The organism is Kitasatospora sp. NPDC091257, assembly GCF_044757675.1.
GTDB lineage: Bacteria > Actinomycetota > Actinomycetes > Streptomycetales > Streptomycetaceae > Kitasatospora > Kitasatospora lactacystinica.
This window is the reverse complement of record NZ_JBIVVI010000006.1, coordinates 1-23,790: the sequence shown is the minus strand read 5'-3', so window position 1 is coordinate 23,790 and position 23,790 is coordinate 1. Positions and strand designations below refer to the sequence as shown.

Annotated in this window: 16 protein-coding genes, 1 pseudogene and 1 riboswitch; of the genes and pseudogenes, 11 read left to right on the top strand and 6 right to left on the bottom strand. The window is 75.4% G+C overall.

What is annotated here, in order from left to right; genetic code table 11:
- The first annotated feature begins 84 nt into the window (after positions 1-84).
- Complete coding sequence (locus tag ACIQOV_RS00705) at positions 85-1,422, top strand: DHA2 family efflux MFS transporter permease subunit (protein ID WP_401043281.1); 1,338 nt, start codon at positions 85-87, stop codon at positions 1,420-1,422.
- A 70-nt stretch (positions 1,423-1,492) separates the two neighbouring features.
- Positions 1,493-2,041: a Uma2 family endonuclease gene (locus ACIQOV_RS00700; RefSeq protein ID WP_401043279.1), complete on the top strand. Its 549-nt coding sequence runs from the start codon at positions 1,493-1,495 to the stop codon at positions 2,039-2,041.
- 22 nt (positions 2,042-2,063) lie between these two features.
- Here ACIQOV_RS00700 and ACIQOV_RS00695 read toward each other — a convergent pair whose 3' ends face one another.
- From ACIQOV_RS00695 to fhuB, 6 genes and pseudogenes are all read right to left on the bottom strand, one after another.
- Complete coding sequence (locus ACIQOV_RS00695; protein WP_401043277.1) at positions 2,064-2,921, bottom strand: MBL fold metallo-hydrolase; 858 nt, start codon at positions 2,919-2,921, stop codon at positions 2,064-2,066.
- Positions 2,922-2,932: 11 nt separating this feature from the next.
- Positions 2,933-3,000: riboswitch (guanidine-III (ykkC-III) riboswitch) on the bottom strand.
- Positions 3,001-3,033: 33 nt separating this feature from the next.
- Positions 3,034-3,231, bottom strand: coding sequence for a DUF397 domain-containing protein (locus tag ACIQOV_RS00690; RefSeq protein ID WP_401043275.1), 198 nt, complete (start codon positions 3,229-3,231; stop codon positions 3,034-3,036).
- Complete coding sequence (locus tag ACIQOV_RS00685) at positions 3,228-3,413, bottom strand: DUF397 domain-containing protein (protein ID WP_401043273.1); 186 nt, start codon at positions 3,411-3,413, stop codon at positions 3,228-3,230. The genes ACIQOV_RS00690 and ACIQOV_RS00685 overlap by 4 nt, the downstream gene beginning before the upstream one ends.
- Complete coding sequence (locus ACIQOV_RS00680; RefSeq protein ID WP_401043271.1) at positions 3,410-4,225, bottom strand: Scr1 family TA system antitoxin-like transcriptional regulator; 816 nt, start codon at positions 4,223-4,225, stop codon at positions 3,410-3,412. The genes ACIQOV_RS00685 and ACIQOV_RS00680 overlap by 4 nt, the downstream gene beginning before the upstream one ends.
- Positions 4,226-4,292: 67 nt before the next feature.
- Positions 4,293-5,426: pseudogene (gene fes, locus ACIQOV_RS00675) on the bottom strand (enterochelin esterase); the annotation flags it as partial.
- 10 nt (positions 5,427-5,436) lie between these two features.
- A complete protein-coding gene (gene fhuB, locus ACIQOV_RS00670; RefSeq protein ID WP_401043269.1) occupies positions 5,437-7,614 on the bottom strand; it encodes a Fe(3+)-hydroxamate ABC transporter permease FhuB in 2,178 nt (725 codons plus the stop codon).
- A 107-nt stretch (positions 7,615-7,721) separates the two neighbouring features.
- On the opposite strand from fhuB, the gene ACIQOV_RS00665 reads away from it, so the two are divergent.
- The 9 genes from ACIQOV_RS00665 to ACIQOV_RS00625 form a co-directional block, all read left to right on the top strand.
- Positions 7,722-8,738, top strand: coding sequence for an ABC transporter substrate-binding protein (locus tag ACIQOV_RS00665; protein ID WP_401043267.1), 1,017 nt, complete (start codon positions 7,722-7,724; stop codon positions 8,736-8,738).
- 27 nt (positions 8,739-8,765) lie between these two features.
- Positions 8,766-9,548 carry an ABC transporter ATP-binding protein gene (locus ACIQOV_RS00660; RefSeq protein ID WP_401043266.1) on the top strand — a complete coding sequence of 261 codons (783 nt, stop codon included), beginning with the start codon at positions 8,766-8,768 and terminating at the stop codon, positions 9,546-9,548.
- A 242-nt stretch (positions 9,549-9,790) separates the two neighbouring features.
- Entirely contained in the window at positions 9,791-10,648 is an 858-nt protein-coding gene (locus tag ACIQOV_RS00655; RefSeq protein WP_401043264.1) for a DUF4132 domain-containing protein, read from the top strand.
- Positions 10,645-15,741 (top strand): hypothetical protein, encoded by a 5,097-nt coding sequence (locus tag ACIQOV_RS00650; RefSeq protein ID WP_401043262.1) that lies wholly within the window; start codon positions 10,645-10,647, stop codon positions 15,739-15,741. The genes ACIQOV_RS00655 and ACIQOV_RS00650 overlap by 4 nt, the downstream gene beginning before the upstream one ends.
- A complete protein-coding gene (locus ACIQOV_RS00645) occupies positions 15,738-16,904 on the top strand; it encodes an AAA family ATPase (protein WP_401043260.1) in 1,167 nt (388 codons plus the stop codon). The genes ACIQOV_RS00650 and ACIQOV_RS00645 overlap by 4 nt, the downstream gene beginning before the upstream one ends.
- 4 nt (positions 16,905-16,908) lie before the next feature.
- Entirely contained in the window at positions 16,909-20,613 is a 3,705-nt protein-coding gene (locus ACIQOV_RS00640; protein WP_401043258.1) for a DUF5682 family protein, read from the top strand.
- 2 nt (positions 20,614-20,615) lie between these two features.
- Positions 20,616-22,577 (top strand): hypothetical protein, encoded by a 1,962-nt coding sequence (locus tag ACIQOV_RS00635; protein WP_401043257.1) that lies wholly within the window; start codon positions 20,616-20,618, stop codon positions 22,575-22,577.
- Between the two features lie 204 nt (positions 22,578-22,781).
- On the top strand, positions 22,782-23,240 hold the full coding sequence (locus tag ACIQOV_RS00630) for a MarR family winged helix-turn-helix transcriptional regulator (RefSeq protein ID WP_401043256.1): 459 nt from the start codon (positions 22,782-22,784) through the stop codon (positions 23,238-23,240).
- Between the two features lie 335 nt (positions 23,241-23,575).
- Positions 23,576-23,790: hypothetical protein (locus ACIQOV_RS00625; RefSeq protein WP_401043254.1), on the top strand; the 215-nt coding region annotated here is incomplete at its 3' end.

Below are 23,790 nucleotides of genomic sequence, written 5' to 3'. Positions count from 1 at the left end.
CCTTCCAGACGGTCAGGGCGATCGCGCTGAACAGCAGCAGCCAGCGATCGGTCAGGAAGGCGACTGCTCGCGGGGCGCGCCGCGGTGGTGGTCGCCTACACGGCCGCGATGTGCATGAACGGCCTGGACTCGACGATCGTCAACCCGGCGCTGTTCAGCATCGCCGAGGACTTCGGCCGGCCCGTCTCGGCGGCCAACGCCGTGGAGACCGCCTTCCTGGTCGGCCTCGCCCTCGGCCTGCCGGTGGCCGGCTGGCTCGGCGACCGGTACGGCGTCAAGCGGGTCTTCCTCGGTGCGCTCGCCGCCTTCACGCTCGCCTCCGCGCTCTGCGCGGCGGCACCCGGTCTGGGTACGCTGTCGGCGGCCCGGGCGGTTCAGGGCGTGGCCGGCGGGCTACTCACCCCGGTCGGGATGACCCTGCTGTTCCGGGCCTTCGCCCCGCACGAGCGGGCGGGCCTGGGCCGCATCCTGATCGTCCCGACCGCGCTGATGCCCGCCCTCGGGCCGCCGCTCGGCGGCTTCCTCACCGAACACCTCTCCTGGCACTGGCTGTTCCTGGTCAACGTGCCGATCGGGGTCGCCGCCGTGATCATCGGGCTGATCGGCCTGCGCGGCGAACAGGAGCCCCCGGCCGGCCGCTTCGACACCACCGGCTTCCTGCTCGCCACGCCCGGCCTCGGCCTGCTGACCTACGCCCTCGGCTTCGGCCCGGCGCACGGCTGGACCTCCCCGGGCGTGGCCCTCGGCGGACTGCTCGGCCTGGCCCTGCTGGGGGCGGCCGTACGGCACCAACTCCGCTCCCCCGAACCGCTGGTGGACCTGCGGCTGCTCGCCGACCGCACCTTCGGCGCGGCGAGCTGGCTCGCCCTGCTGACCTCGGCCGGGCTGATGGGCGCGCTGTTCGTGCTGCCGCTGCTCTACCAGGCGGCGCGCGGCGCCACCGCCCTGGACGCCGGGCTGAGCGTCTTCCCGGAGGCGATCGGCCTGATGGCCGCCTCGCAGGTGGTCGACCGCCTGCTGCCCCGGCTCGGTCCGCGCCGGCTCGCCCTGCCAGGCCTGCTGCTGGCGGCGGTCGTCCTCGCCTCCCTCGGTTTCGCCGAGAACCCGTGGGCCGTACGGGTGTTGATGTTCTGCGTCGGCCTGATCCTGGGCACCGCCGTCCTCACCGTCCAGATCGCCGGCTTCGCCGACGTCCCCGGCCCCGCGATGGGTCGCGCGATGGGCCTGTTCACCATCCTGCGCACCCTCGGCGGCGCCCTCGGCATCGCCGCCACCGCTGCCCTCATCGGCGCCCTCGCCGACGGCACCGACGCCACCCCCTACCGCCTCGCCCTCCTCCTCACCGCCGCCCTGGTCGCCGCCGGCACCCTGTTGGCCCTTCGCCTCCCCACCGAAGCTCCGGGCCCACCCCCGGAGGAATGACGCCGGTGCGGTCCGTGGTCCTCCGGTGCTCCGACTGCCCTACGGTGGTCGGAGCACCGGAGGAGAGCCCATGAACCCTCAGCACTACCGTCTGCTTGAAGAGGCCTGCCGCAGCCTGCCGGACGGCTACAAGGTCGAGCTGTCCGGTGACGTCATCGTCATGCAGACGTCACCGTCATCGATTCACCAGCTCAACCTGGCGATCGTCCAGCGCCAGTTCGAGGCGCACTGTCCTCCCGGCTACTTCCCGACGGGGAACAGTGACCTCTCCTCGCCCGAGTTCGGCACCGTTCGCAACCCCGACCTCACCTACCTGCCCGAGGACGTCATCGAGCTGGGCCGCGAGATCCCCGCCGACCTGGCGCTGATCGCGGTCGAGATCGTCTCGCCGTCCAACCCCGACAACGACTGGAGCGGGAAGGTCCGCGACTACCCGCGGATGGGCTTCCCGCTCTACCTGATCGTGGACCCCCGGCAGAAGACGGTGACCCTGTTCTCCGAACCCAACCGCGACCGCTACCACACCAGGACGGAGCGGGAGTTCGGCGAGAAGCTCCGCATCCCCGCGCCCTTCGACTTCGAGCTGGACCTGACCCGGTTGGTGCCCTACCGGGACTGATCGGCCGCGGGACCCGGGGAGTTCACTCGTTCGGCCAGAGGATCAGGTCGTCCAGCGGGTACCGGCGCGGACCGTCGCCGAGTTCGGCGACGGCCGCCCGGATGCGGTCCAGGTGGGCGGGGGTGAGCTGGAGCGGAGGTTCGTCGGGCTGGTAGGTGGTGCGGATCGGGTAGTCGACGCCCGGCTCGCGGGTCATCTCGATGTGGCAGCCGAGCACGTGCGTCACCGGGTGGCTCCCGGCGAACGCGGCCAGCCGCTCGACGGTGCGCCGGAAGGCCGGCCAGTCGTCGATGTACAGCCGCCCCGGATAGACGGTGTCGCCGGTGAGCAGGAAGCCCGTCCACGGGTCGTAGAAGGTGACCGCCGCCTCGTGGTGTCCCGGCGTGGCCAGGCACTTCAGCACCCGCCCGCCGCCGAGGTCGACCAGGGCCACGGCCTCCTCGTCCCGGTCGAAGCCGAAGTACGGCCAGGCGGTGGGCAGATCGGCACCGACCAGGGTGGTCGCGGGCCGGTCGGCGAACTGGCCGTCGCCCGCGACGTGGTCGCCGTGCGGGTGGGTGTGCAGCACCAGCAGCCCGTAGCCGTCCCGGGGATTGCGGGCGAGCCACGCCTCCACCAGCCCGTCGACCGTCGCGCGCAGCGGGAAGTACGCGGCCTCGGCCGTCGCCCCGGTGTCGATCAGCACCGCCCGCTCCGTCCCGAAGAGCAGGAACAGGAACGGGGCCTCGTAGTTGATCGCCTTGTTCTGCCGCAGGATGACGGTGTGCTCGTCGTACTCGTGGACCTGGATGTCCGGGTCCGTGTTGTGCTTCGCGGACGGGGAACCGTGGATCCACCGCACGTCCAGTGGACGGGCGATCGGTGCACCGGCAGCGGCCATGACGCCTCCAGAGTGCGTCGTCTTGGCAGGCCGGGTACGGCGCACGTCTCGTCCGGGGCCGGTGCCGCTGCACCGCCCCGGGGACGCTAGCACGGGGGCCTTGGCGGCGGCTTCAGTGGTCCGGAGAAGCGAGGTCTCGGGCGAGTTGGACGAAGTCGGTCCAGGCGGTCGGGTTGAAGGCGAGCTGGGGCCCGGTCTTGTCCTTGGAGTCGCGGACATGAACGGTGCCCGGAGTGGAAGCGACCTCGACGCAGGCGCCGCCTTCGGTTCCGCTGTGGCTGGACTTGAACCAGGCCGGTTCAGTGCTCATAGTTCCTCCGCGAGCTCGCCGATGAAGTCGACCCAGGCCTCGGCCGTGAAGGTGAGCTGAGGGCCGGTCTTGTCCTTGGAGTCCCGGATGCGGACGGTGCCCGGGGTGACCGCGATCTCGACGCAGGCGCCGCCCTCGGTGTTGCTGTGGCTGGACTTGAACCAGGTCAACGCATCGTTCATAGCTCCTCCAGCGACTCACTGATCAGCTTGGCCGAGGCCTCGGGACTGAGCGCCTGCCGGAGGATCATTTCATGGCGATGACTGAGGATGCTCACCCTGGCCGGGTCTGCGTGGAGCATGCCCATCGCCTGGCCTTCCTCATACGCGAGTCGTTGATGTTCGACGGTTTCCAGAAGGATGAACTGCCCGTTCAGACCAGGGTGGATCCCCCGGGACGGAACCACTTGAACCGTGATGTGGCGTGCCTCGGCGACCGTCAGAACGTGGCGCAACTGGCGGTGGTGGGCTTCGATGGTCGTGAGCGGCCGTCGTAGGACCCCCTCCTCGATGAGGAAGTTGAAGGCCTTGGTCTGCACCTTCAGCATTTCCTGGCGCTCCAACCTCGCTGCGACCCGCGTTTCGACCGTCTCGTCATCGAGTGGCGGCCAGTGGGATTCGAGGAGCGTTCTCACGGTCTCTTCGGTCTGCAGCAGACCCGGAAAGAAGTGGTTCTCGTACCAGTTGAGTGCCACCGCCTCGGCTTCGTACTTCATGTAGTCCTCGGCGGAGGACGGATATTTCTCGGGCTTCAGGAACTGCGCCCCCGCCACCAGGATCCCCTTCGCGTCGCACATGTCGTCCGCCACCTGCAGCAGGTGCATCGAGGGCTTGCGCCGCCCCGCCTCCATCGACCGCAGGCTCTCGATGCCGTACCCGGCCTCGGTGGCCAGGTCCTCGCGGCTGACACCCGCGCGGGTCCGCCACAGCTTGATCTGGTTGCCGCAGTACTTCCACGACATCGGCGGCGGCGCGGCGGACGAGGACGTGCTCATGGGGTACCTCCAGGCCGATCGGTGCGAAGTTCGACGCTAGACGCCTGATGGCCTGGAGGTATGCGAATCAGCCCGAAACCATCCCCTCGGGTGACCCGAGCAGGTGCGCGAGCCCGTCGGCCAGGCCGCCGCGCCAGCAGGCGTAGTCGTGGCCGCCGTTGAACTCGCGGTAGGCGAGGTCGTAGCCGCGGGCCGTGAGGACGTCGCGCAGGTGTCGGTTCTGGGCGAGGAGCATCCACTCCTGGAGCCCGACCTCGATCCAGAAGCGGGCCTGCCGTCGTTCCTCGGCGGCGACGCGCCGGGTCAGCCATTCGCTGCCCGCGTCGAACTCGGTCTCGTCGGGCCACCAGAAGGAGCCGGACTGGGAGAGCGCGTTGCCGAAGCGTTCCGGGCGGCGGTAGGCGGCGTAGGCGGCGGTGAGGCCGCCCGCGCTCTGGCCCGCGATCACGGTGGCGGTCGGGTCGCCGCTCGCGCCGAACTCCTTTGTGGCCCAGGGCAGCAGGCGGTCGGCGAGGAGGTCGATGAAGGCCGGGTTGCAGCTCAGGTCGTCCGGGCGCTTCGGCCCCATGGTGTGCACCAGCAGGGTGACGGTGGGCGGGATGGCGCCGTCGGCCGTCAGGTTGTCGAGGGTGTCGCCGACGGAGAGCACCTCGCCCCACATCTCGCCGTCCAGCAGCACCGCGACCGGGTACGGGCCACCGTCCGGCCGGTGTCCGGCGGGGAGGTGGACGTCGACCCGCCGGCCGGCCACCGTGTGGGCGAGCGTCCGTCCGCGCGACACGCCGTCGCGCCGCGCCACGTACGGCTGCGCGGGGGCGGCGGGCAGGCTGAGCACCGAGGCGGGGTGGCGGCCGTCGCGGGCGGGCAGCCGGGGCTCGGTGTCGTACGGGTCGGGGCGGGCCTGGTCGAGGACGCGCAGCCAGTCGGGCCGGGCGGTGCCGGGGGCCTCGCCGCGGAACGGGTACAGCTGGTACGAGGCGCGGTGGTCGGCGCGCAGCCGGTAGGTGATCGACCATGCCCCATCGTCCTGGCGCTGCATCAGATGCGGTGTCAGGTCCCCGGCATGGCGGTCCTTGTCGGTGACGGTGTGCAGCAGCGCGAGCACGCCGTCGCAGTCGCCGTCGTGATGGGTGAAGGTGACCAGGCGGTAGGAGGGATCGTCGGGGCAGAGGGCGACGAGCGGGGTTTCCACAGCAGTGACTCCAAAAGGCTTAGGCGGGGCTGCCCTTGCGGCCGAGCAGCACCCAGAGCAGGAAGGGACCGCCGAGGACGGTGGTGACGATGCCGACGGGGATCTCCACTCCGGCGAACAGCACCCGGCCCAGTGTGTCGGCGAGCACGACGAGCAGGGCGCCGGTCAGGGCGGAGCCGAGCACGGGCACCCGCGCGGGCCCGGCCAGCCGTCCGGCGATCACCGGCGCGGCCAGGGCCACGAAGCCGACCGGCCCGCAGACGCCGACCGCCAGCCCGGCCAGGGCGACGGCCAGCAGCAGGCAGGCGAGCCGGACCCGGCCCGGGTCGACGCCGAGTGCGGAGGCGACGCTGTCGTCGAAGCGCAGCACCGCCAGCCGCCGGGCCACCGCCAGCGCGATCGGCACCAGTGCCGCCAGTCCGATCAGGACGGGCGTGGCGACGGCGAGGTCGCGTCCGTTGAGGCTGCCGTTGGTCCAGATGTACAGCGATCCGGCCGAGTTGAGGGAGCGCCGGGCCATCGCGACCTGGATGACGGCCGAGGCGAGCGCCGACATGGCGAGCCCGACCACCAGGACCCGGTAGCCGCGCGCGCCGAGTCCGCCGGAGGCCAGGGTGACGACCAGGACGGCGACCAGCGCGCCGAGCGGTCCGGCCCACCAGGCGCCGAAGGTGCCCGCGGTGCTGGCGGAGATGAGTACGGCGGCGGTCGCGCCGTCGTTGACGCCGAGGAGTTCGGGGGTGGCCAGGCGGTTGCGGGCGAGGGTCTGGGTGAGGCAGCCGGCCAGGCCGAGGGCGGCGCCGGCGGCGAGTCCGGCGACGATCCGGCCGAGTCGGAACTTCTGTACCAGCAGGACGTCCAGCCGGTCGCCGTAGCCGAACACGGCCTGGAAGGTGCGGGCGAGGTCGAGTTCGCTCTGTCCGGCGTGCGCCGAGACCACGACGGCGGCCAGCAGGGCGGCGGCCAGGCCGAGCGAGGCCAGCAGTGCCCGGCGCGGCAGCAGCAGCGACCATGTGCCGTGCCGCAGGGTCAAGTCCGGCTTGGGCGGCGCCGGTTCGCCGCGTCGCGCGGCCGGCGTGGACTCGGCGGGGTCGGCCATGGCCAGGGCGGTGGAGTGCCGGGAGCGGACGATCGCGATCAGGGCCGGGGCGCCGATCAGCGCGACGATCACCGACACCGGCGCCTCGAAGGGCCGGGCCACCACCCGGGCGAGCACGTCCGCGCCGGTCAGCACGGTGGCGCCGAACAGCGCGGCGAGCAGGGTGAGTCGGCCGATCCGGGGGCCGGCGACGGTGCGGGCGAGGAAGCCGGAGAGCAGCCCGAGGAAGGCGATCGGCCCGGCCAGCGCGACCGCCGAGGCGGTCAGCAGGGTGACGGCGACGGCGACGGCGGCCCGGGTGGCGCCGGGTCGGTGGCCGAGGCCGCGGGCGAGGTCGTCGCCGAGGGCGAGCGCGGTCAGCGGACGGGTGGTGAGGGCGGCGAGCAGGAATCCGGCGCCGAGCACCGGGGCGAGCTGGCGCAGGGTCGTCCAGCCTTCCACCCCGGCCAGCGAGCCGAGCACCCACACCCGGTACCGCTCGTACGCCTCGGGGGAGTTGACGATCAGCACGTCGGTGAGTCCGCGGAAGATCGCCGCGACGGCGGAGCCGGCGAGCACCAGCCGCATCGGCGATCCGCCGCCCCGGCTGCTGGCGACCAGCAGCACCACGGTGCTGGCGAGCACCGCGCCGCCGAAGGCGAAGGCGAGGTAGCCGAAGGAGGTCTGCACGCCGAGCACGGCGATGCCGAGCACGACGCCCAGCGAGGCGCCGGCGTTGACGCCGAGCAGGCCGGTCTCGGCCAGCGGGTTGCGGGTGACGGACTGCAGTTGCGCCCCGGCGACGCCGAGCGCGGCGCCGACCAGCAGGGCGGTGAGGGTGCGCGGCAGCCGCAGGTCGCCGACGACGAGGGCGAGCCGGCCGTCGGCGCGGGCGCCGTCGTGGTTCAGCAGGTAGTCCAGCACCCGCCCGGGGCCGACCTCGCCGGCGCCGACCGACAGCGAGAGCGCGGCCAGGGCGAGCAGGAGGACCACCGCCGCCGTGACGGCCGGCCAGGTGGGGCGGGCACCCTCGGGCCGACGGCTCCGCCGGCCCGGTGGCGGCGAATCCGGCGCGGTGGCGGGGGGCGCCGCGCGGACGCCGGCTTGCGAGAATGTCATAAGGTAAGGCTAACCTAATGGCCGAGTCCGTCCCGTGGGGCACCCCCGTCCCGTCGAACTTCTCGGACGCCGCTCAACTTCCGTACCACCGTTGCCCGGAGGCACCCATGCCGTTCGCCCGTCGCCCGCTCAGCCCCGTCCGCCGCCGTGCGGCCCAGGCGCTGGCCGTCTCCGGGGCGGCCGCGCTCCTGCTCACCGGCTGCGGCTCCTCCGGCTCCTCCTCCTCGTCCTCGGGCTCCTCCACGGCCGCCTCCCCGGCGGCGGACGCCGCGGGCGGCGGCAAGCGGACCGTCAAGGACGCCACCGGCAAGGCCGTCGAGGTCCCCGCCGAGCCCAAGCGGATCGTCACCCTCACCCAGGAGGACCTGGACGCGGTGCTCGCCCTGGGCGTCAAGCCGGTCGGCATCACCAACGGCCAGGGGCTGGCCGAGCCGCCCGCGTACCTCAAGGACAAGGTGCAGGGCGTCCCGGTGGTCGGGAACCTGCTCCAGCCCGTGATGGACAAGGTGATCGCCGCCAAGCCCGACCTGATCCTGGCCGGCGACATGCAGGACGAGCAGGTGCTCAAGCAGCTGCGCGAGATCACCCCCGCCACGCTGGTCACCATGGCGCCCACCGACGACTGGAAGCTCGCCTTCCGCGGCATCGGCAACGCCGTCAACAAGCTCGACCAGGCCAACAAGGTGATCGGCGACTACGACGCCAAGGCCGCCAAGGCGGGCGCCGAGCTCACCAGGAACAAGGGCGCCGCCGTCTCCATCGTGCGATGGAACCCCACCGGCCCGAGCTGGATGGAGAAGAAGCAGTTCGCCGGCGGCGTCGCCCTGGACATGGGCCTGACCCGCCCGGCCGCGCAGGACAAGGACGGCAACGCGCACAGCCCGGCGCTCAGCCTGGAGAAGCTCAACGAGATCGACGGCGACTGGCTGTTCCTGTCCACCCTGACCGACGACGGCAAGGCCGCGCTCAAGGACGTCCAGTCCAAGCCCGCCTACCAGGAGCTGGGCGCGGTGAAGAACAACCACGCCGTCACCGTGGACGGCTCGGTCTGGTCCACCCGGGGCGGCCCGCTCGCCGCCGACGTGGTCATCGGCGACTTCGCCAAGGCACTCGGCGGCAACTGAGCGTACGTCGAACCAGGGGGAGCTGCCATGGAGTTGACCATCCAAGGGCTCAGCGCCGGCTACGGGCCGGGGCGCCCGGTGCTCGGCGGCGTCGACCTCACCGTGCCGGCCGGACAGGTGGTGGCGGTGGTCGGCCCGAACGGCTGCGGGAAGTCCACCCTGCTGCGGTCCGTCGCGAGGCTGCACCGCCCGGACAGTGGGCGGGTCCTGGTCGGCGGCGAGGACGTGTGGCGGCTGCGCCCGCGCCAGGCCGCCCACCGGGTCGCGCTGCTGCCGCAGAGCCCGCAGGCCCCGGAGGCGGTCACCGTCGCCGGGCTGGTCCGCTACGGCCGCCATCCGCACCAGGGGCTGTTCCGCCAGTGGTCGGCGGAGGACGAGCGGCTGACCGCCGAGGCCCTGCGCGCCACCGGCGTGGAGGACCTCGCCGACCGTCGCCTCGACCGGCTCTCCGGTGGCCAGCGCCAGCGCTGCTGGCTCGCCATGGTGCTCGCCCAGGACACCCCGGTGGTCCTGCTCGACGAGCCGACCAGCGCGCTCGACCTCGGGCACGCGGTGGAGGTGCTGGAGCTGGTCCGCCGGGTCGCGGCGGGCGGGCGGACGGTGGTCATGGTGCTGCACGACCTCGCGGCGGCCGCCCGCTACGCGGACCTGCTGGTCGCGCTGCGGGACGGTGCGGTGGTGGCCTGCGGGCCGCCGCGCGAGGTGGTGGACGCGCCGCTGGTGCGGGCGCTGTACGACATCGACAGCCATGTGCTGGCGGCGCCGGGCGACGGTGCGCCGGTGATCGTGCCCCGGGCGCCGTCGGTTTGACGGGGCGGAGGGACGGACAGGGCGGAGGGACCGGCGGGGCGGAGGGACGGGCGGGGCGGCTGCTTTCGGGCGGCCGCCCCGCTTTTTTCGCCTCCTCGATCACTCGTTCGAGTGGTTTGAACTTTGCATGTCACGGCCCGAGTTCACCCCGCCCGTCGCGTTGTCAGTGGGCCTCGCTACGTTCCTCGCATCGCTGGTCAGCAGGCGATCGACAAGTGTTTCCCGGTGGGAGGAGTACGGCCGTGGCATGGGTGGAGACGGACGCGGGAGGGTACCGCGTCGCGCTCGACGGGGAGGGCAGGGTGGCGTGCCGCAACGCGGCGGGGCGCGACCTCAAGTCCCTGCCGGCGAAGCTCGGTGACGACCGCGTGGTCATCCAGCTCAAGCAGCTCGCCGAGTGGCTGGCCGCGCACGAGCGCGGCTGCCTGGAGGACGTCGAGCGCTGGATGGTCCGCTCGCTGCCGGTGCCCGCCGCCGTGCTCACCGCCGTGTGGCCGGACGAGGCCTGGCAGGGCGTCCTGAAGGACCTCGTGGTCACCACCACGGACGGCTCCGTGGCCGGCTTCCTGCGCGGCGTCGACGCCGAGCGCGGCCTCGGCCTGGTCGACCTGGACGGGGACACCGTGCGCCTCACCGACGGCGAGGTGCTGATACCGCACCCCGTCCTGCTCCAGGACCTCGACGAGCTGCGCGAGTTCGCCGTCGAACTCGGCGTCTCCCAGTGTGTCCAGCAGCTCTACCGCGAGGTCTGGCACCGGCCCGCGGAGCTGCCGGCGGGCACCGAGGTCACCACCTACGCCGGTGGCCGCTACCGGGAGCTGCGCGAGCTGGTCGGGCGCTGCAACCGGCTCGGCTGCCGGGTCCGCGGCGGCTCCGCCGTCCAGCCGGTCACCGAGGGCGGGCGCACCGTCGAGGCCCGGGTCTGGGTCGGCGACTACTACGAGTACGACGCGTGCGAGACCGGCGCGCTCAGCTGGGCCGGCCCCGACGGCCGTGCCCTGCCGCTCACCGAGGTCGGACCGGTCGCCTGGTCCGAGGGCATGCGGATGGCCGCCGCCCTGTACGCCGGCCGCACGATCCAGGGGGAGGAAGCCGCATGACCGCCACCGCGCACCCGACCACCGCGCACCCGACCACCGCGACGCCCGAGGAACTGCTCGACGCCGGGGCCGTGCTCCCGCCCGGCACCCTGCCCGGGGCCGGCCGCCCCGACAGTGCCGCCGACGTCCTCACCGCCCGCGGCTACACCCACCCCGCGCTCGACGGGCGCCGGATCGTCCGGCTCGTCCCCGGGGCGCTCGGCCCGGCCGAGGACCTCGCCCTCGACTTCCTCGGCCTGGCGCCGGAGGCCGCGCCCGCCGAGGTCGGCCAGGTCCGCCAGGAGGCGCTCGGCTTCCCCGCCTGGGCCCTGGTCCACGACCCGGCCAACGGCCACCACGCGCTCGCCCTGGTCAAGGAGCTGGAGCGGCTCGCCCGCCAGGCCGCCTCCAAGCCCGGCGCCGCCAAGGACGGCTTCGACGAGCTGGCCGTCCGCCTCGGCCGGGCCGTCCCGCACTTCCTGCCCACCTTCTGCGAGGAGGTCGGCCGGATCTTCCTGCGCCACGAGAACCGGACCTACGCCGCCGCCTGGTTCGGCAAGGCCCGCGAGGCCGAGCGCACCCACGGCCTGCCGGTGGACGAGGAGCGGCTGCGCGCCGTCTTCCTGGAGTTCGCCCTGGCCGGCGCGCTCACCGTCAAGTCCCTGCGCCAGTACGTCAAGGAACTCGCCCAGCGGCTCGACCCGCTGACCGCCTGGCAGCGCTTCCGCCAGCTGTGCACCGAGCGCTCCGCGGCCGGCATGGCCCCGTACGCCGGGGTCGCCGAGGACGCCCGCGCGCTGATCAAGGCCGCCGGGCTGGACCGCGCCGAGCACGAACGCGCGCTGCTCGCCGAGCTGCTGGACTCCCCGGCGGTCACGCGGGCGCCCGCCGCGTTCTGGAAGTCCTGGCACGGCGCGCTGGTCGAGCTCGGCCGCAGCGACGCGGCGGTCCGCGCCCGCCTGCTGGAACTGCTGCCCGACCCGTCCTCCTCCGAACCGGCCGCGCACGACACCGCCTGGCTGGCGCTGCTCGCCGAGACCGGCGCCGAGGACCTGCTCACCGGCCCCCGCCCCGAGGGCGCCGAACCGGCCGCCGCCTGGCTGCAGCGCTGGTGCGACCACCACGGCCGCGGCTGGCGCAGCCGGCCCAGCTGCCCGGACACCCTCGCGCTGGCCCGCCGGATGGTCGAGCGGCTCAAGGCCGACGCCGTCCCGGTGGACCTCCACACCGGCATCCGCGCCAGCCGGACCAGGATCGACCTGCTGGACCTGCTGCTCACCGCGGGCGTGCCGGTGGCCGGTCCGCCGGACGGCCTCGGCATCGAGCTGCACGACTGGGTCTCGGAGTGCGGCCCCGACAGTCCCGCCCTCGCCGCCGTCGGCGCCGACGAGCGCTACCGGCCGCTGCTGCGCCGAGCCGCCCCGGCCGCCTGGAAGACGGCCGCCGAGCGCGAGGTGCCCGCCCTGCCGCTGCTGAACGAGCTGTTCGCCGAGTGGGCCGAGGAGCGCTCCGAGGAGCTGTTCGCCGCCCGCGGCCTGGCCGCCGCCGCCGACCTGGTCCGCGCGTTCGCCCAGCACCGCACCGCCGTCCGGACGGTCGCGCCGGCCGTCGCCGACCGGGTCGCCGCCCTCGACGTCGCCGCGCTGCTCACCGACGCCCTCCGGGCCGGCATCCTGGACGAACTCGGCTGGCCCGCCCTGGAGGAGGCACTCGGCAAGATCGCCGACCCGCCCGCCGACGACGCCCCGCAGCACCCCGTCCCCAGCCTGGGCGGCGCGGGCCTGAGCGGCCTGGTCGTCGAGGACGCCTGGCCGCACCTGATCCTCGCCCGCCTCGACCGGGCCGTCGTCGTCGGCCCGGAGGGCATCGTGCTGGAGCACACCCTCCGGCTGCCCGAGGAGCTGCACCAGCGCAACCGGATCCGGCTGCGCCTGGTCGACGGCGAACTGCTGGTCGTCTGGTCCCACGAGGGCAAGCAGCTCGCCTACTGGTCGAGCCGCCCGGACGAGCGGTTCGAGCTGGAGGGCGAGACCATCGCCGGCTACTACTACGGCGACCGCCAGCCCGAGCTGCCCTCGCTCCAGCTGCCCGGTGGCGGCCGCACCACCGGCGAGCGCCCGCTGCACGCCGGCGACACCCGGATGCCCGACGAGCACCCCGTCCTCGGCGACGGCACCGGCTACTGGACGGTGCGCCACGCCTCCGACGGCGAGGCCATCCTGCGCGAACTCGACCCGGCCACCGGCGCCCTGGGCCGCGCCGCCGAACCACCGGTGATCGCCGCCACCGCCCAGGCCGGCCGGCTCGTCCGGAAGAGCACCTGGCTGCTGCCGCTGCAGCCCGGCCTGGAGCGGACCCCGCTCGGCACCGACGGCACCGTGCTCGGCAGCTGGGCCAGGGTCGAGCCCCACAAGGCCGTCACCACCTTCACGGCCGACGGGCAGCGCATCGTGCTGCCGCTGACCGGATACCGGTCGGACACCGTCCCGGTCGGCCGGCTCGCCCTGCCGGGCGCGGCCGCCCCGGTGGTCAGCCACACCTCCGGCGAGCACGTCTCGCTCAACCTGCCCGACCTCACCGGCCGCGCCGACCGCACCGTCGACCTGCACCCCTGCCGCGCCGGTGAGCTCTCCGCCGCCGGCACCCCGCTCGTTCCGCCGTTCCCGCACTGGCACGCCCTGCGCCCGCGTGACGAGGCCGGCTCCACGGTGCTGCGCGGCGTCTCCTCCGAGCAGGCCGCCCGGCTGATCGACGCCGCCTGGCCGACCGACACCGAGCCGGTCCCCGAGGACGAGCAGTGCTGGCTCACCGTCCAGGGCGTGCGCCGTCCGCTCGCCCGGCGCACCCCGCGCACCCTGCCCGTCCCGGAGGTCGGCGCGATCCTGCCCGGCATCGCGGACCAGCGGCTGCTGGCCGGCGTCGCCGGCCTCGCCCGCCTCGCCGCCGACCTGCTGGACCGGATCGCCCGGTTCGCCCCGCAGCCGGAGGCCGAGCGCCCGAGCACGAAGCAGAACACCGAATGGCAGCCCGAGCACGGGCGCGACCACGAACTGCGCGACGCCGTGCGCGCCGTGCTGCCCGAGATCGGTGGCTTCGGCAACAACTGGGGATCCGCCGCGCACTGGTGGGTGCTCAACAACCTGCGTGCCGTCACCGGGGTGCTGGCCGCCCCGCCCGCCGCCGACGGCGAGGGCTGGAGCAGCCCCGCCACCCTCAGCCTGCGCAACGGCGACGTCAGCCACGGCTGGCTGCACCTGCTCGGCCGGGTCCACGCGCTGGCCCACGCGGTGGCCTCGCCGTTCACCGAGCCCGCCCACCGCTCCTCGCTGGTCCTGCTGCTCGGCGAGCTGACCAAGGGCCCGCTGGCCGACCGTGGCACCACCCTGCGCGAGATCGTCCTCGCCGAACAGGTACCGACGGCCGTGAACGCCACCGGCGGCCGGCCGGTCGCCCAGCGCCAGGGCGAGGTGCTGCGGCACGGCGGGCGCACCGTCGTCATCCTCGGCCACCAGCGGCAGTACGCCGACGGCATCGTGCACTGGCTCGCCGTCGACCACGACCCGAGCGGGGAGTTCGGGCCCGTCGCGCACTTCACCACGGTCGAGGAGCGCGACACCGGGGAACTGGTCGACGCCGCCTGGGTCGCCGAGTTCTCGAAGGTCGCCGCGCTGCGCTGCGCCGTCCCCTGGGACGCGGCCAGGGCCGAGGCGTTCAGCGAGCTCACCGGCATCGGCACCGCCCGCTCCGCCCTGCTGCTCAGCCCGCCGTCCGGCCTGCTGTACTGGAACGACATCGCCGTGCCCGCCGAACTCGCGCTCAAGGCCGCCGATTTCAAGGCCGCCCGGACATGGCTGCGCGGACACGACCACACCGGCCTCGCCGCCGTCTGGGGCGCCCTGCTGCCCGCGGACCCGAAGACCCTGTGGACCGACGGCCCCGACCTCGCCGCCGGGGCCGAGGAGTGGATCCGGCGCTTCGGACGCCTCGTCACCCTCCCCGAGGAGGCGTTGGCCACCGTCCAGGGCGTGTCCATCGACACCGTCGAGGCCGTGCTCAACCTCTCCAGCACCCCGTGGCTGACCCGCCGCACCCCCTTCCGGGTCGTCAGCCAGGACGGCTCCGGCCCCCGGCTGGTCCCCGAGGACGGCTCCGCCGTGCCGGACGTCGGCGCACTCGCCTCCACCGTCGCCGCACTGCGCTGGCTCGCCTACCACCTGCCCGCCGACAGCCCGCTGCGCCCGCTGCTGCCCGCCGCCGCCACCGCGCTGCGCGAGCGCCTGGCCGACCCGGAGCTGCTGCTCGACCTCCACGTGACCAGCACCGTCAAGGGCAAGCCGCTGGCCGCCGTCCTGCGCACCCACTTCGGCCTGCCCGCCGAGGGCGGCACCGACCCGGACGGCATGGTCCGCTGCGGCCCGGCGCTCGTCCTGATGCCCCACCACGAGAAGTACGAGCGGATCTGGCTGCGCCCGGCCGCCCTCACCGGCCCCGACGACCCACTGCTCGAACTGATCGGCGGGCTCGCCGACAGCCACTGGTACCGCACCGAGCGGTCGGCCGTCGAAGCCGTGCTCCGGGGCGAGCCGGAGCAGCTGGTCGCCACCGCCACCGCTGCTGCTGCCGCCACCACCACCGTCCCGGCCCCCGGCGAGGGCCCCGCCTGGCTGCAGAACCCGCAGCAGTCCGTCCCCGCACTGGTCGCCGAGGTGTCCCGCACCCACGACCTGGGCGAGGACGCCGCCACGCTCTACCTCCAACTGCTCGCCCTGCCCGACCCGACCGACCGCAACACCGCCCGCTGGACGGGCTGGAAGCCCGCCCGGCTGAAGAAGGCCCGCGCCGAACTCGCCGCCACCGGCCTGGTGCTGGAGGCCAAGCGGGCCCGGGCCGGCCGCGGCCTCTTCCTGCCCGGCGGCTGGCTGGAGGCCAAGGCGCCGGCGCTGCCGGCCGAGACCTGGAAGGCCGCCCTGTACGAACTGCACACCCACCGGCCCGCGCTGGTCCCCCTGCCCGTCCCCGAGCTGTTCGCCCGGGCCTGGCAGCGGACCGTCGACGGCGACGCCCCCGGTTACGAAGAGCTCCAGACCAGCAAGCGCAGGAAGGCCCGCCGATGACCGCCACCGAGACCACCCCCGGCGCGACCGCCACCGTCGCCGCCGCGGACCGGCAGACCGTCCCGCCCGAGGAGAAGTACGCCGCCGAACTGGAGTTCCTGGCCGCCCACGACAGCGGCCCGCGCCCGCCCGGCTGGCGGCTGACCCCGCGCGCCGTGGTCACCTTCGTGAGGGGCAGCGGCGGCGAGAAGCTCAAGGCCGGGCGCAAGGGCCTGGTCATCGAGCCGAAGTTCGTCGGCGAGCGCGCCCTGGTCGAGCGCTGCGTCGTCACCCTCGCCGGGGAGCGCGGCCTGCTGCTCGTCGGCGAGCCCGGCACCGCCAAGTCCTTGCTCTCCGAGCTGCTCGCCGCCGCCGTCTGCGGCACCAGCGCGCTCACCGTCCAGGGCACCGCCGGCACCACCGAGGACCAGCTCAAGTACGGCTGGAACTACGCCCTGCTGCTCGCCAAGGGGCCCAGCCGCGAGGCCCTCGTCCCCTCGCCGGTGCTCACCGCGATGACCGCCGGCGCGGTCGCCCGGGTCGAGGAGGTCACCCGCTGCCTGCCCGAGGTGCAGGACGCCCTGGTCTCGCTGCTCTCGGAACGGCGCATCGCCGTCCCCGAACTGGCCGGCACCCCGGACGGGCAGCTGCACGCCGCGGCCGGCTTCACCCTGATCGCCACCGCCAACCTGCGGGACAAGGGCGTCAGCGAGATGTCCGCGGCGCTCAAGCGGCGCTTCAACTTCGAGACGGTCGGCCCGATCGGCAGCCTCGCCGCCGAGGTCGACCTGGTCCGCCGCCAGTCCACCACCGCCGTGGCCCGGGCCGGCGCCGCCTACGCCGTGGACGACGCCGTCCTGGAGGCCCTGGTCACCGCGTTCCGCGACCTGCGCACCGGCCGCTCCACCGAGGGCTGGGACGTCGAACGCCCGTCCACCGTGATGAGCACCGCCGAGGCGGTCTCCGTCGCCACCTCGCTCGGGGTCAGCGCCGCCTACCTGCCCGACGGCGGGGACCTGCTCGGCCGGCTGCCCGGCCAGCTCCTCGGTGTGGTCCGCAAGGACGAGCCGGCCGACGCGGCCCGGCTGCTCGGCTACTGGGACGGCCCGGTCCGCCGCCGCGCCGAACAGGGCGCCGCCACCTGGCGCACCCTGTGGGACCTCCGCTCGGCACTGGAGGTCTGATCCGATGAGCAGCGCGGAGATCCCCCGCCCGGACGACGCGGACCGGACGGTCCGGGCCGAGGCCGACCGGCTGGCCGCCTCCGGCACCGGCCGCCCCGGGCCCCACCTGATCGGCGTGCGCCACCACGCGCCGTCCCTCAGCGCGGTCGTCCCCGCGCTGCTCGACGCCGCCCGGCCGGACGCCGTCCTGGTCGAGCTGCCCGCCGAGTTCCAGCCCTGGCTCGGCCGGCTCGCCGACGAGGCCACCCTGGCCCCGGTCGCCCTCGCGGCGGCCCCGGCCGGGCCCGACGAGGCGGCCGGGCCCGCCTTCTACCCGTTCGCCGACTTCTCCCCGGAACTCGCCGCCCTGCGCTGGGCCCGGCGCAACGGGGTGGAGGCCATCGCCTGCGACCTCCCGCTCGCCCACCGCGCCGCCGCGCGGGGCGGCGAGCGCGCCGTGGAGCGGACTGGGGAGCGGGCGGGGGAGTCGAGGCGCACCGACGGAGGCCCGGAAGTACCCGGCGTCGCCGACGCGCTGCGCCACCGCCTCACCGGCCGGGACGCCGACGAGGACCTGTGGGACCGTCTGGTCGAGACGGCCGCCCCGGGTTCCTCCCCGGAAGCCGTCCGGCGCGCCGCCCTGCTGGTCGGCTGGGCGCTGCGCCGGGACGCCGAGCGCGGCCCCGGCGTCGACCCGTACGACCTGCGCCGCGAGGCCTGGATGAGGGCCCGCATCCAGGACGCCTCGGCCGGCGGGCGCCGGGTCGCCGCCGTGATCGGCGCCTTCCACGCCCCCGCCCTGCTGGACGGCCCCCTCGCCGCCGAGGAGCCGCCGCACCCGGACGACCCCGGGCACGTCCTGTCCCTGATCCCGTACACCTACCCGCTGCTCGACGCCCGCTCCGGCTACCCGGCGGGCATCCGCGACCCGGAGTGGCAGCACACCGTCCTGGACGCCGGCGGCGACCCGGAACGCCTCGCCGAGGCGCTCACCACCACCGCCGTCCGGATCTGCGCCGCCCTGCGCAGCCAGGACCACCCCAGCGGCCCGGCCGACGCCCGCGAGATCGTCCGCCTGGCCGGCGACCTCGCCCGGCTGCGCGGCCACGCCGCCCCGGGCCGCGGCGAACTCGTCGAAGCGGTGCAGACCGTCCTCGCCCAGGGCGAACCCCTGGGCCGCGGCCGGGCCGTCGCCCGCGCCCTCGAACAGGTGCTGGTCGGCACCCGCACCGGCCGTCCCACCCCCGCCGCCCCGCGCAGCGGACTCGCCCCCGCCGTCGAGACGCTCCTCGCCGGCCTCGGCCTGCCAGGCCCCGCCGACCCCGGCCCGCGGGACCTGCGCCTCGACCCGCTGCGCAGTGACCTCGACCGCCGCCGCGAGATCCTCCTGCACCGGCTCACCGTCTGCGAGGTCCCCTACGCCGAGCCCGTCGCCACCACCGGCGCCGGCGGCACCGAAACCCTCGGCACCCGCTGGCGCCTGCACTGGACGCCCGCCAGCGCCGCCATGCTCACCGTCGCCGGCACCCGCGGCGTCACCCCCGCGCAGGCCGCCGAGGGCGCCCTGCGCGCCGGCCTCACCGACCAGCCGACCCCGCGCGAGATCATCGACGGCCTCACCGCCGCCGCCTCCTGCGCCCTCCCCGCCCTCGCCGAGACCCGCCTCGCCCAACTCACCACCGTCCTCCCCACCTCCGCCACGCTGCCCGACCTCCTCGACGCCCTGGCGCTCGTCGACCGGCTGACCGCGGGCCACTTCCCCGGCTACGCCTCGGTCGGAGGGGAGGCCTCCGCCCCCGCCTCCGCCGTTCCGGCGGGTCGGCCCGTGCTCGCCGCGGCCGGGGAGGTGCTCACCATTGCCGCCGTGCGGCAACTGGAGGGCGTGGGCGGGTCGGACGATCCGCAGGACGCGCGGGCGCTGGTCGAGCTGGTGCGGCGGGCGGACCGGCTCGGCGGAGTGCGGCTGGCGTACACGCTGGCCGAACTCGCCGAGCGGGGGAGCCCGTTGGTACGGGGCGCGGCCGGTGCGGTCCGGGTGCTGCTCGGGCAGGAGCCGGCCGAGGTGCTGGGCGGCCGGGCCGCCTCCTGGGTGGACGGTGCGACCGGTCCGAAGACGCGACAGGCACTCGGGCGGGCGCTGGTCGGTCTGCTGACGGCGGCGGAGGGGCTGTTCGACTCCGCGCCGCAGGCACTGGAGCCGGTGCTGGAGCGGGTCACCTCGCTGCCCGACGACGCCTTCCTGGACCGGTTGCCCGCCCTGCGCGGCGGGTTCGACACGCTCAGTCCGGCCGCCCGCGACCGGCTGCTGGCCCTGGTCGAGGAGAGCCTGGGCGCCCGGCTCGCCGCGCTGCCCGAGGAGGCCGGCCCGGCCGTGCTCGCCGGCTGGGTGCGGGCGGACCTCGCGGCACGGGCGGCCCTCGCCCGCCGCGGCCTCCTGCCCCCGGCGGCGGCCGACACCCCGGCGGTCGCGCCGCCGGCCACGGCCTCGGAGCGGCCTCCCACCCGGCTCCCCGCCACGACCGCCCCAACCGCCCCAACCGCCACGATTTCCGCGACCGCCCCAACCGCCCCAACCGCCACGATTTCCGCGACCGTTACAACCACAACCACCGCGCCCCGCACCCTCGCCCCCGCCGAGCGCTGGCGGCTGCTCCTCGGCCGCCCCGGCGACGGCGGCCTGACCGGTCGCGGTGCCCGACTCGCCACGGCCCTGGACGAGTTGTACGGCACCGGCCACGGCGAGGGCTCCGGCCCGGGCCTGGACAGCCGGGGCGGCAGGGGAGGCCGCGAGGCCCCGTACCCCGGCGTGCGGGAGTGGGCCGAGGAGCTGGAGTCGCTGTTCGGCCCCGGCGTGCGCGAGGAGGTGCTGGCCGCCGCTGTCGCCCAGGGCCGTACCGACGTCCTGGAGACGATCGACCCCGGCGCCGTCCGCCCGTCCGTCGAGCTGCTGCGCACCGTGCTGGACCACGCGGGCGGTCTGCCCGAGGCCCGGGTGGCCCGGCTGCGCCCGCTGGTGCGGCGGCTGGTGGACGAGCTGAACCGGGAGCTGGCCACCAGGCTGCGCCCGGCACTGACCGGGATCGCCGTGCCGCGCCCGTCCCGCCGCCCGGGCGGCGGGCTGGACCTGGACCGGACCATCCGGGCCAACCTCGCCACCGCCCGGCCCGGGCCGGACGGCGGCACCCTGATCGTGCCCGAGCGCCCGGTCTTCCGGACCAGGGCTCGGCAGGCCAACGACTGGCGGCTGATCCTGGTCGTGGACGTCTCCGGGTCGATGGAGGCCTCCACGGTGTGGGCCGCGCTGACGGCCTCGATCCTGGCCGGGGTGCCCTCGCTGAGCACCCACTTCGTGGCCTTCTCCACCGAGGTCCTGGACCTCACGGCACGGGTGGACGACCCGCTGAGCCTGCTGCTGGAGGTGAGGGTCGGCGGCGGCACCAGCATCGCGAGCGGGCTGCGCTACGCGCGGGAGCTGGTGACGGTGCCGTCCCGCACGCTGATCGCGGTGATCAGCGACTTCGAGGAGGGCGGGCCGATCGGCGGGCTGCTGGCCCAGACCCGGGCGCTGGTCGACTCCGGTGTGCACCTGCTCGGCTGCGCGGCGCTGGACGACACCGGGACGGCCCGCTACTCGAAGGCGGTCGCGGGCCAACTGGTCGCGGCCGGGATGCCCGTGGCGGCGTTGAGCCCGCTGGAACTGGCCCGCTGGGTGGGGGAGAAGGTGCGATGAGCGTGACGGCACGGACGAGCGACTGGCCGGGCGTGCGGCCCGAGGTGGTCGCCGAGGTGGTGGCCGGGCTGAGCGCCCGGCTGCAGAAGCGGCTGGACGGCGCGGCGGCGAAGCTGGCGGAGCGGCCGGTGGCCCGGGAGGGCGACGAGTGGCGGGTGGAGGTGGACGAGGAGACGCTGCTGGTGCTGCACGCCCCGGGTGGGGTGGTCGTGGTGGAGGCCGACGTCCGCTGCGGCTGCCTGCTGGCCCCGGCCTGCGTGCACCGGGCCGCCGCCGTCACCCTCTGCCCGCTCGCCGAGGCCGGGCCTGAGCCCGACCCCGAGGCCGAGGCCGGGCCCGAGGCCAGGTCCGGACCCGCGCCCGACGGCGGCACCGGGTCGGCGGCCGCGGAAGGCCGGGAAGGAGCCCCGGAGACGCCCGGTGCGCCGACCGACCGGACGGCCCCCGCCCCGCTCACCACCGTCGAACTCGCCGCCGTCCGCCACCTCCACGAGGCCGCGGCCGCCGTCCTGGCCGCCGGGGTGAGCGGGGCGGGCGCCGTCTCCCAGGCCGAGCTGCTGCGCGCCGCCCACCGGGCACGCCTCGCGGGCCTGCACCGCCCGGCCTCGGCGGCGGTCACCGTCGCGACGAGGGTCCGGGCGGCGCGTTCCGGCGCGCCGGACCACCGCCTGGTGGACCTGGTGGCGGGCCTGCGCGAACTGCTCGGCCTCACCGCCGCGCTGGCCGCCGGCGCCGCCCCGGTCGCCGAACTGCGCGGCACCGCGCGCCAGGCCTACCGGGAAGAGGGGGGTCTGCGGCTCTACGGCCTGTTCGCCGAGCCGGTGCTGACGGCGACGCACGCGGGCGCGGTCAGCTGGGCGGTGGATGCCAACGGGCGCCTGAGCACGATCGCCGAGGTGATGCCGCACGACGACGCGGCGGCCGCCGCCCCGCAGGCGGTCGGGGCGGGCAACCGGACGGTCCGGCTGGGTGACGCCGCGCTCAGCCACCGCGAGTTGAGCCGGGCCGGGCTGGCCGTCCAGGGCGCGACCAGGTCCACCGGCGGCCGACTGGGCGCCGGCGCCTCGGTCCGGGCGGTGCGTGCGGCGGGCACGGCGTGGACGGCGGAGCCGGCCGCCCGGCTCTGGTCCGAACCGGCTCCTGCACAGGTGGCCCGGGCGCTCGCGGCGCAGGAACGGCCGTACGAGAGCCGCCCGGCGGGGAGCGACCTGCTGTTCCTGGACGTCACCCTGCTGGGCACCGCCCCCACCGGCCCGGGCGGGACGCCGCAGCTGCTGGCGCGCTGCACGGCGGGAGACACGGCGGGGGGCGCCGCGGGCGGCCCGGCGGAGGACGGTCCGGGAGGCTCGGGCGGTCCGGTGATCGTCCTGCGCCCCGCGCACGAACACCCCGACCTGCCGTTCCGGGCGAACCTGGCGCTGCTCGCCACCGCGCCCGGCCTGCGGCTGCGGGTGATCGGCCGGCTGGAGCGCGCGGACCGTCCGGAGCTGCGCCTGCTCGCGATCGGCACGCCCCCGGGCACGCCGGACCGACTCGCCCTGCCCGCGGCCCGGGCGGGCCGGGTCAACCTCGGCCTCGAACGCCTCCAGACCGCCGACCTCGCGGGGCCCGGCCCGGTCGGTGGGCCGGCGGACGGGCCGACGGCCCCGGCGCCGTACGGCCCGCCCGTCCACGTGCTCGGGCGCCGGGTCGAGCAGACGGTCACCACCGGCCGGCACGCCCTCGCCCCGAGCGAGGCCTCGGCGGCGGCCGACCGCGCGCTGCTGCGTGCCGCCGGGCTGGCCACGGCCGCCGAGCTCCTCGACGCTCTGCGGGCCACCGCTGCCAACCGTCAGCGCGACGTCTTCGGCCGGATCGTCACGGACGACCACGAGGCCTTCGCCGCCGCCTGGCTGGCGGCGGCCTCCTACACCGAAGAGCTGGCCACGGCGCTGTGCGCGGCGGCCTGGTCCGGGGAGGGGTGAGGGGACTTCCACGGCAGGCCGGCAGGGGAGGGGCCGCCGGGGTATAAGTCGAACTATTTGCACAGACCGGTATTCCGCGCCAACTGGCATACTTGTCGTAGGAAGACAACAGGACGAGACCTCGTACCAGAGCCGGTACGAGACCTCGCACGGGGCCTCGTCCGGCATACGGCACGAGCAGCGCGACGGAAGGGTGGGCGAGCCATGGGAATCCGCGACGATGCGGCCGAGGTCCGGGCCGGCGGCTGGCGGACGCTCGCCGCGCTGCACGGGATGATCGACACCGCACTGGAGAAGGCGCTCCAGGCCGAGTTCAAGCTCTCGGTGGTCGAGTACACGGTGCTGGACGCGCTCTCCCGCCAGGACGGCTGGCACATGCGGATGCAGCAGCTGGCCCGCGCGGCGGCGCTGAGCAGCAGCGCGACGACCCGGCTGGTGAGCCGTCTGGAGGACCGGGGCCTGCTCAGCCGCTTCCTCTGCTCGGACGACCGGCGCGGCATCTACACCGAGCTGACGGCCGAGGGCCGTGACCTGCTGACGGCCGCCCGTCCGGTGCACGACGCCGCCCTGGAGGCGACGCTGGCCGAGGCGACCGAGGTCCCCGAGCTGGCCCCGCTGGTCGGGTCGCTCGCCGAGCTCCACCCGGTCCACACCAAGGCCTGAGGCCGAGTCGGCCCGCTCAGGCTGCCGGGCCGGCGGGCCAGATGGGCCGGGGCCTCGCCGCCGTCCGGCGGCTTCGGGTCTCCTGCGCGGGAGCGGGGTGAGCCGGAGGGCGGCGGGACCACTCGGCGTCCGGTGGTGATCGTGCAGGGGTCCGATACGCCGCGTCGTCACTGTTCGCCCCGGGGCACGTCCGGCCCGGCGTCGAGGGCCCGCCGCGGCAGGACCCGGGGCGTGCGCGGTCCCCGGTCCGGGCCATCGCCCGTGTCATCCTTCGGGCCGGTCCCCGGGCCTGTCCCCGGGCCGTCGGCGCGGCTGACGGCGGGCAGTCCGGCCGTGTGTCCCCCCGTGGGGCTGCCCGACAGGTCGTACATGCGCGGCAGTACGGGCCGGGGCACGACCACGGCGCCGGGCAGCCCGGGGATCTCGGCGCCGACCGCCAAGCCCCCGTTGGCGGGCGGCGCATCGGCGCGGACGGCACCGGCGACACCCGCGACCCCGGGGGCACCAGCAACACCGGCGACATCGCCGAGCCCTGCGGCGCCCGTGCGGG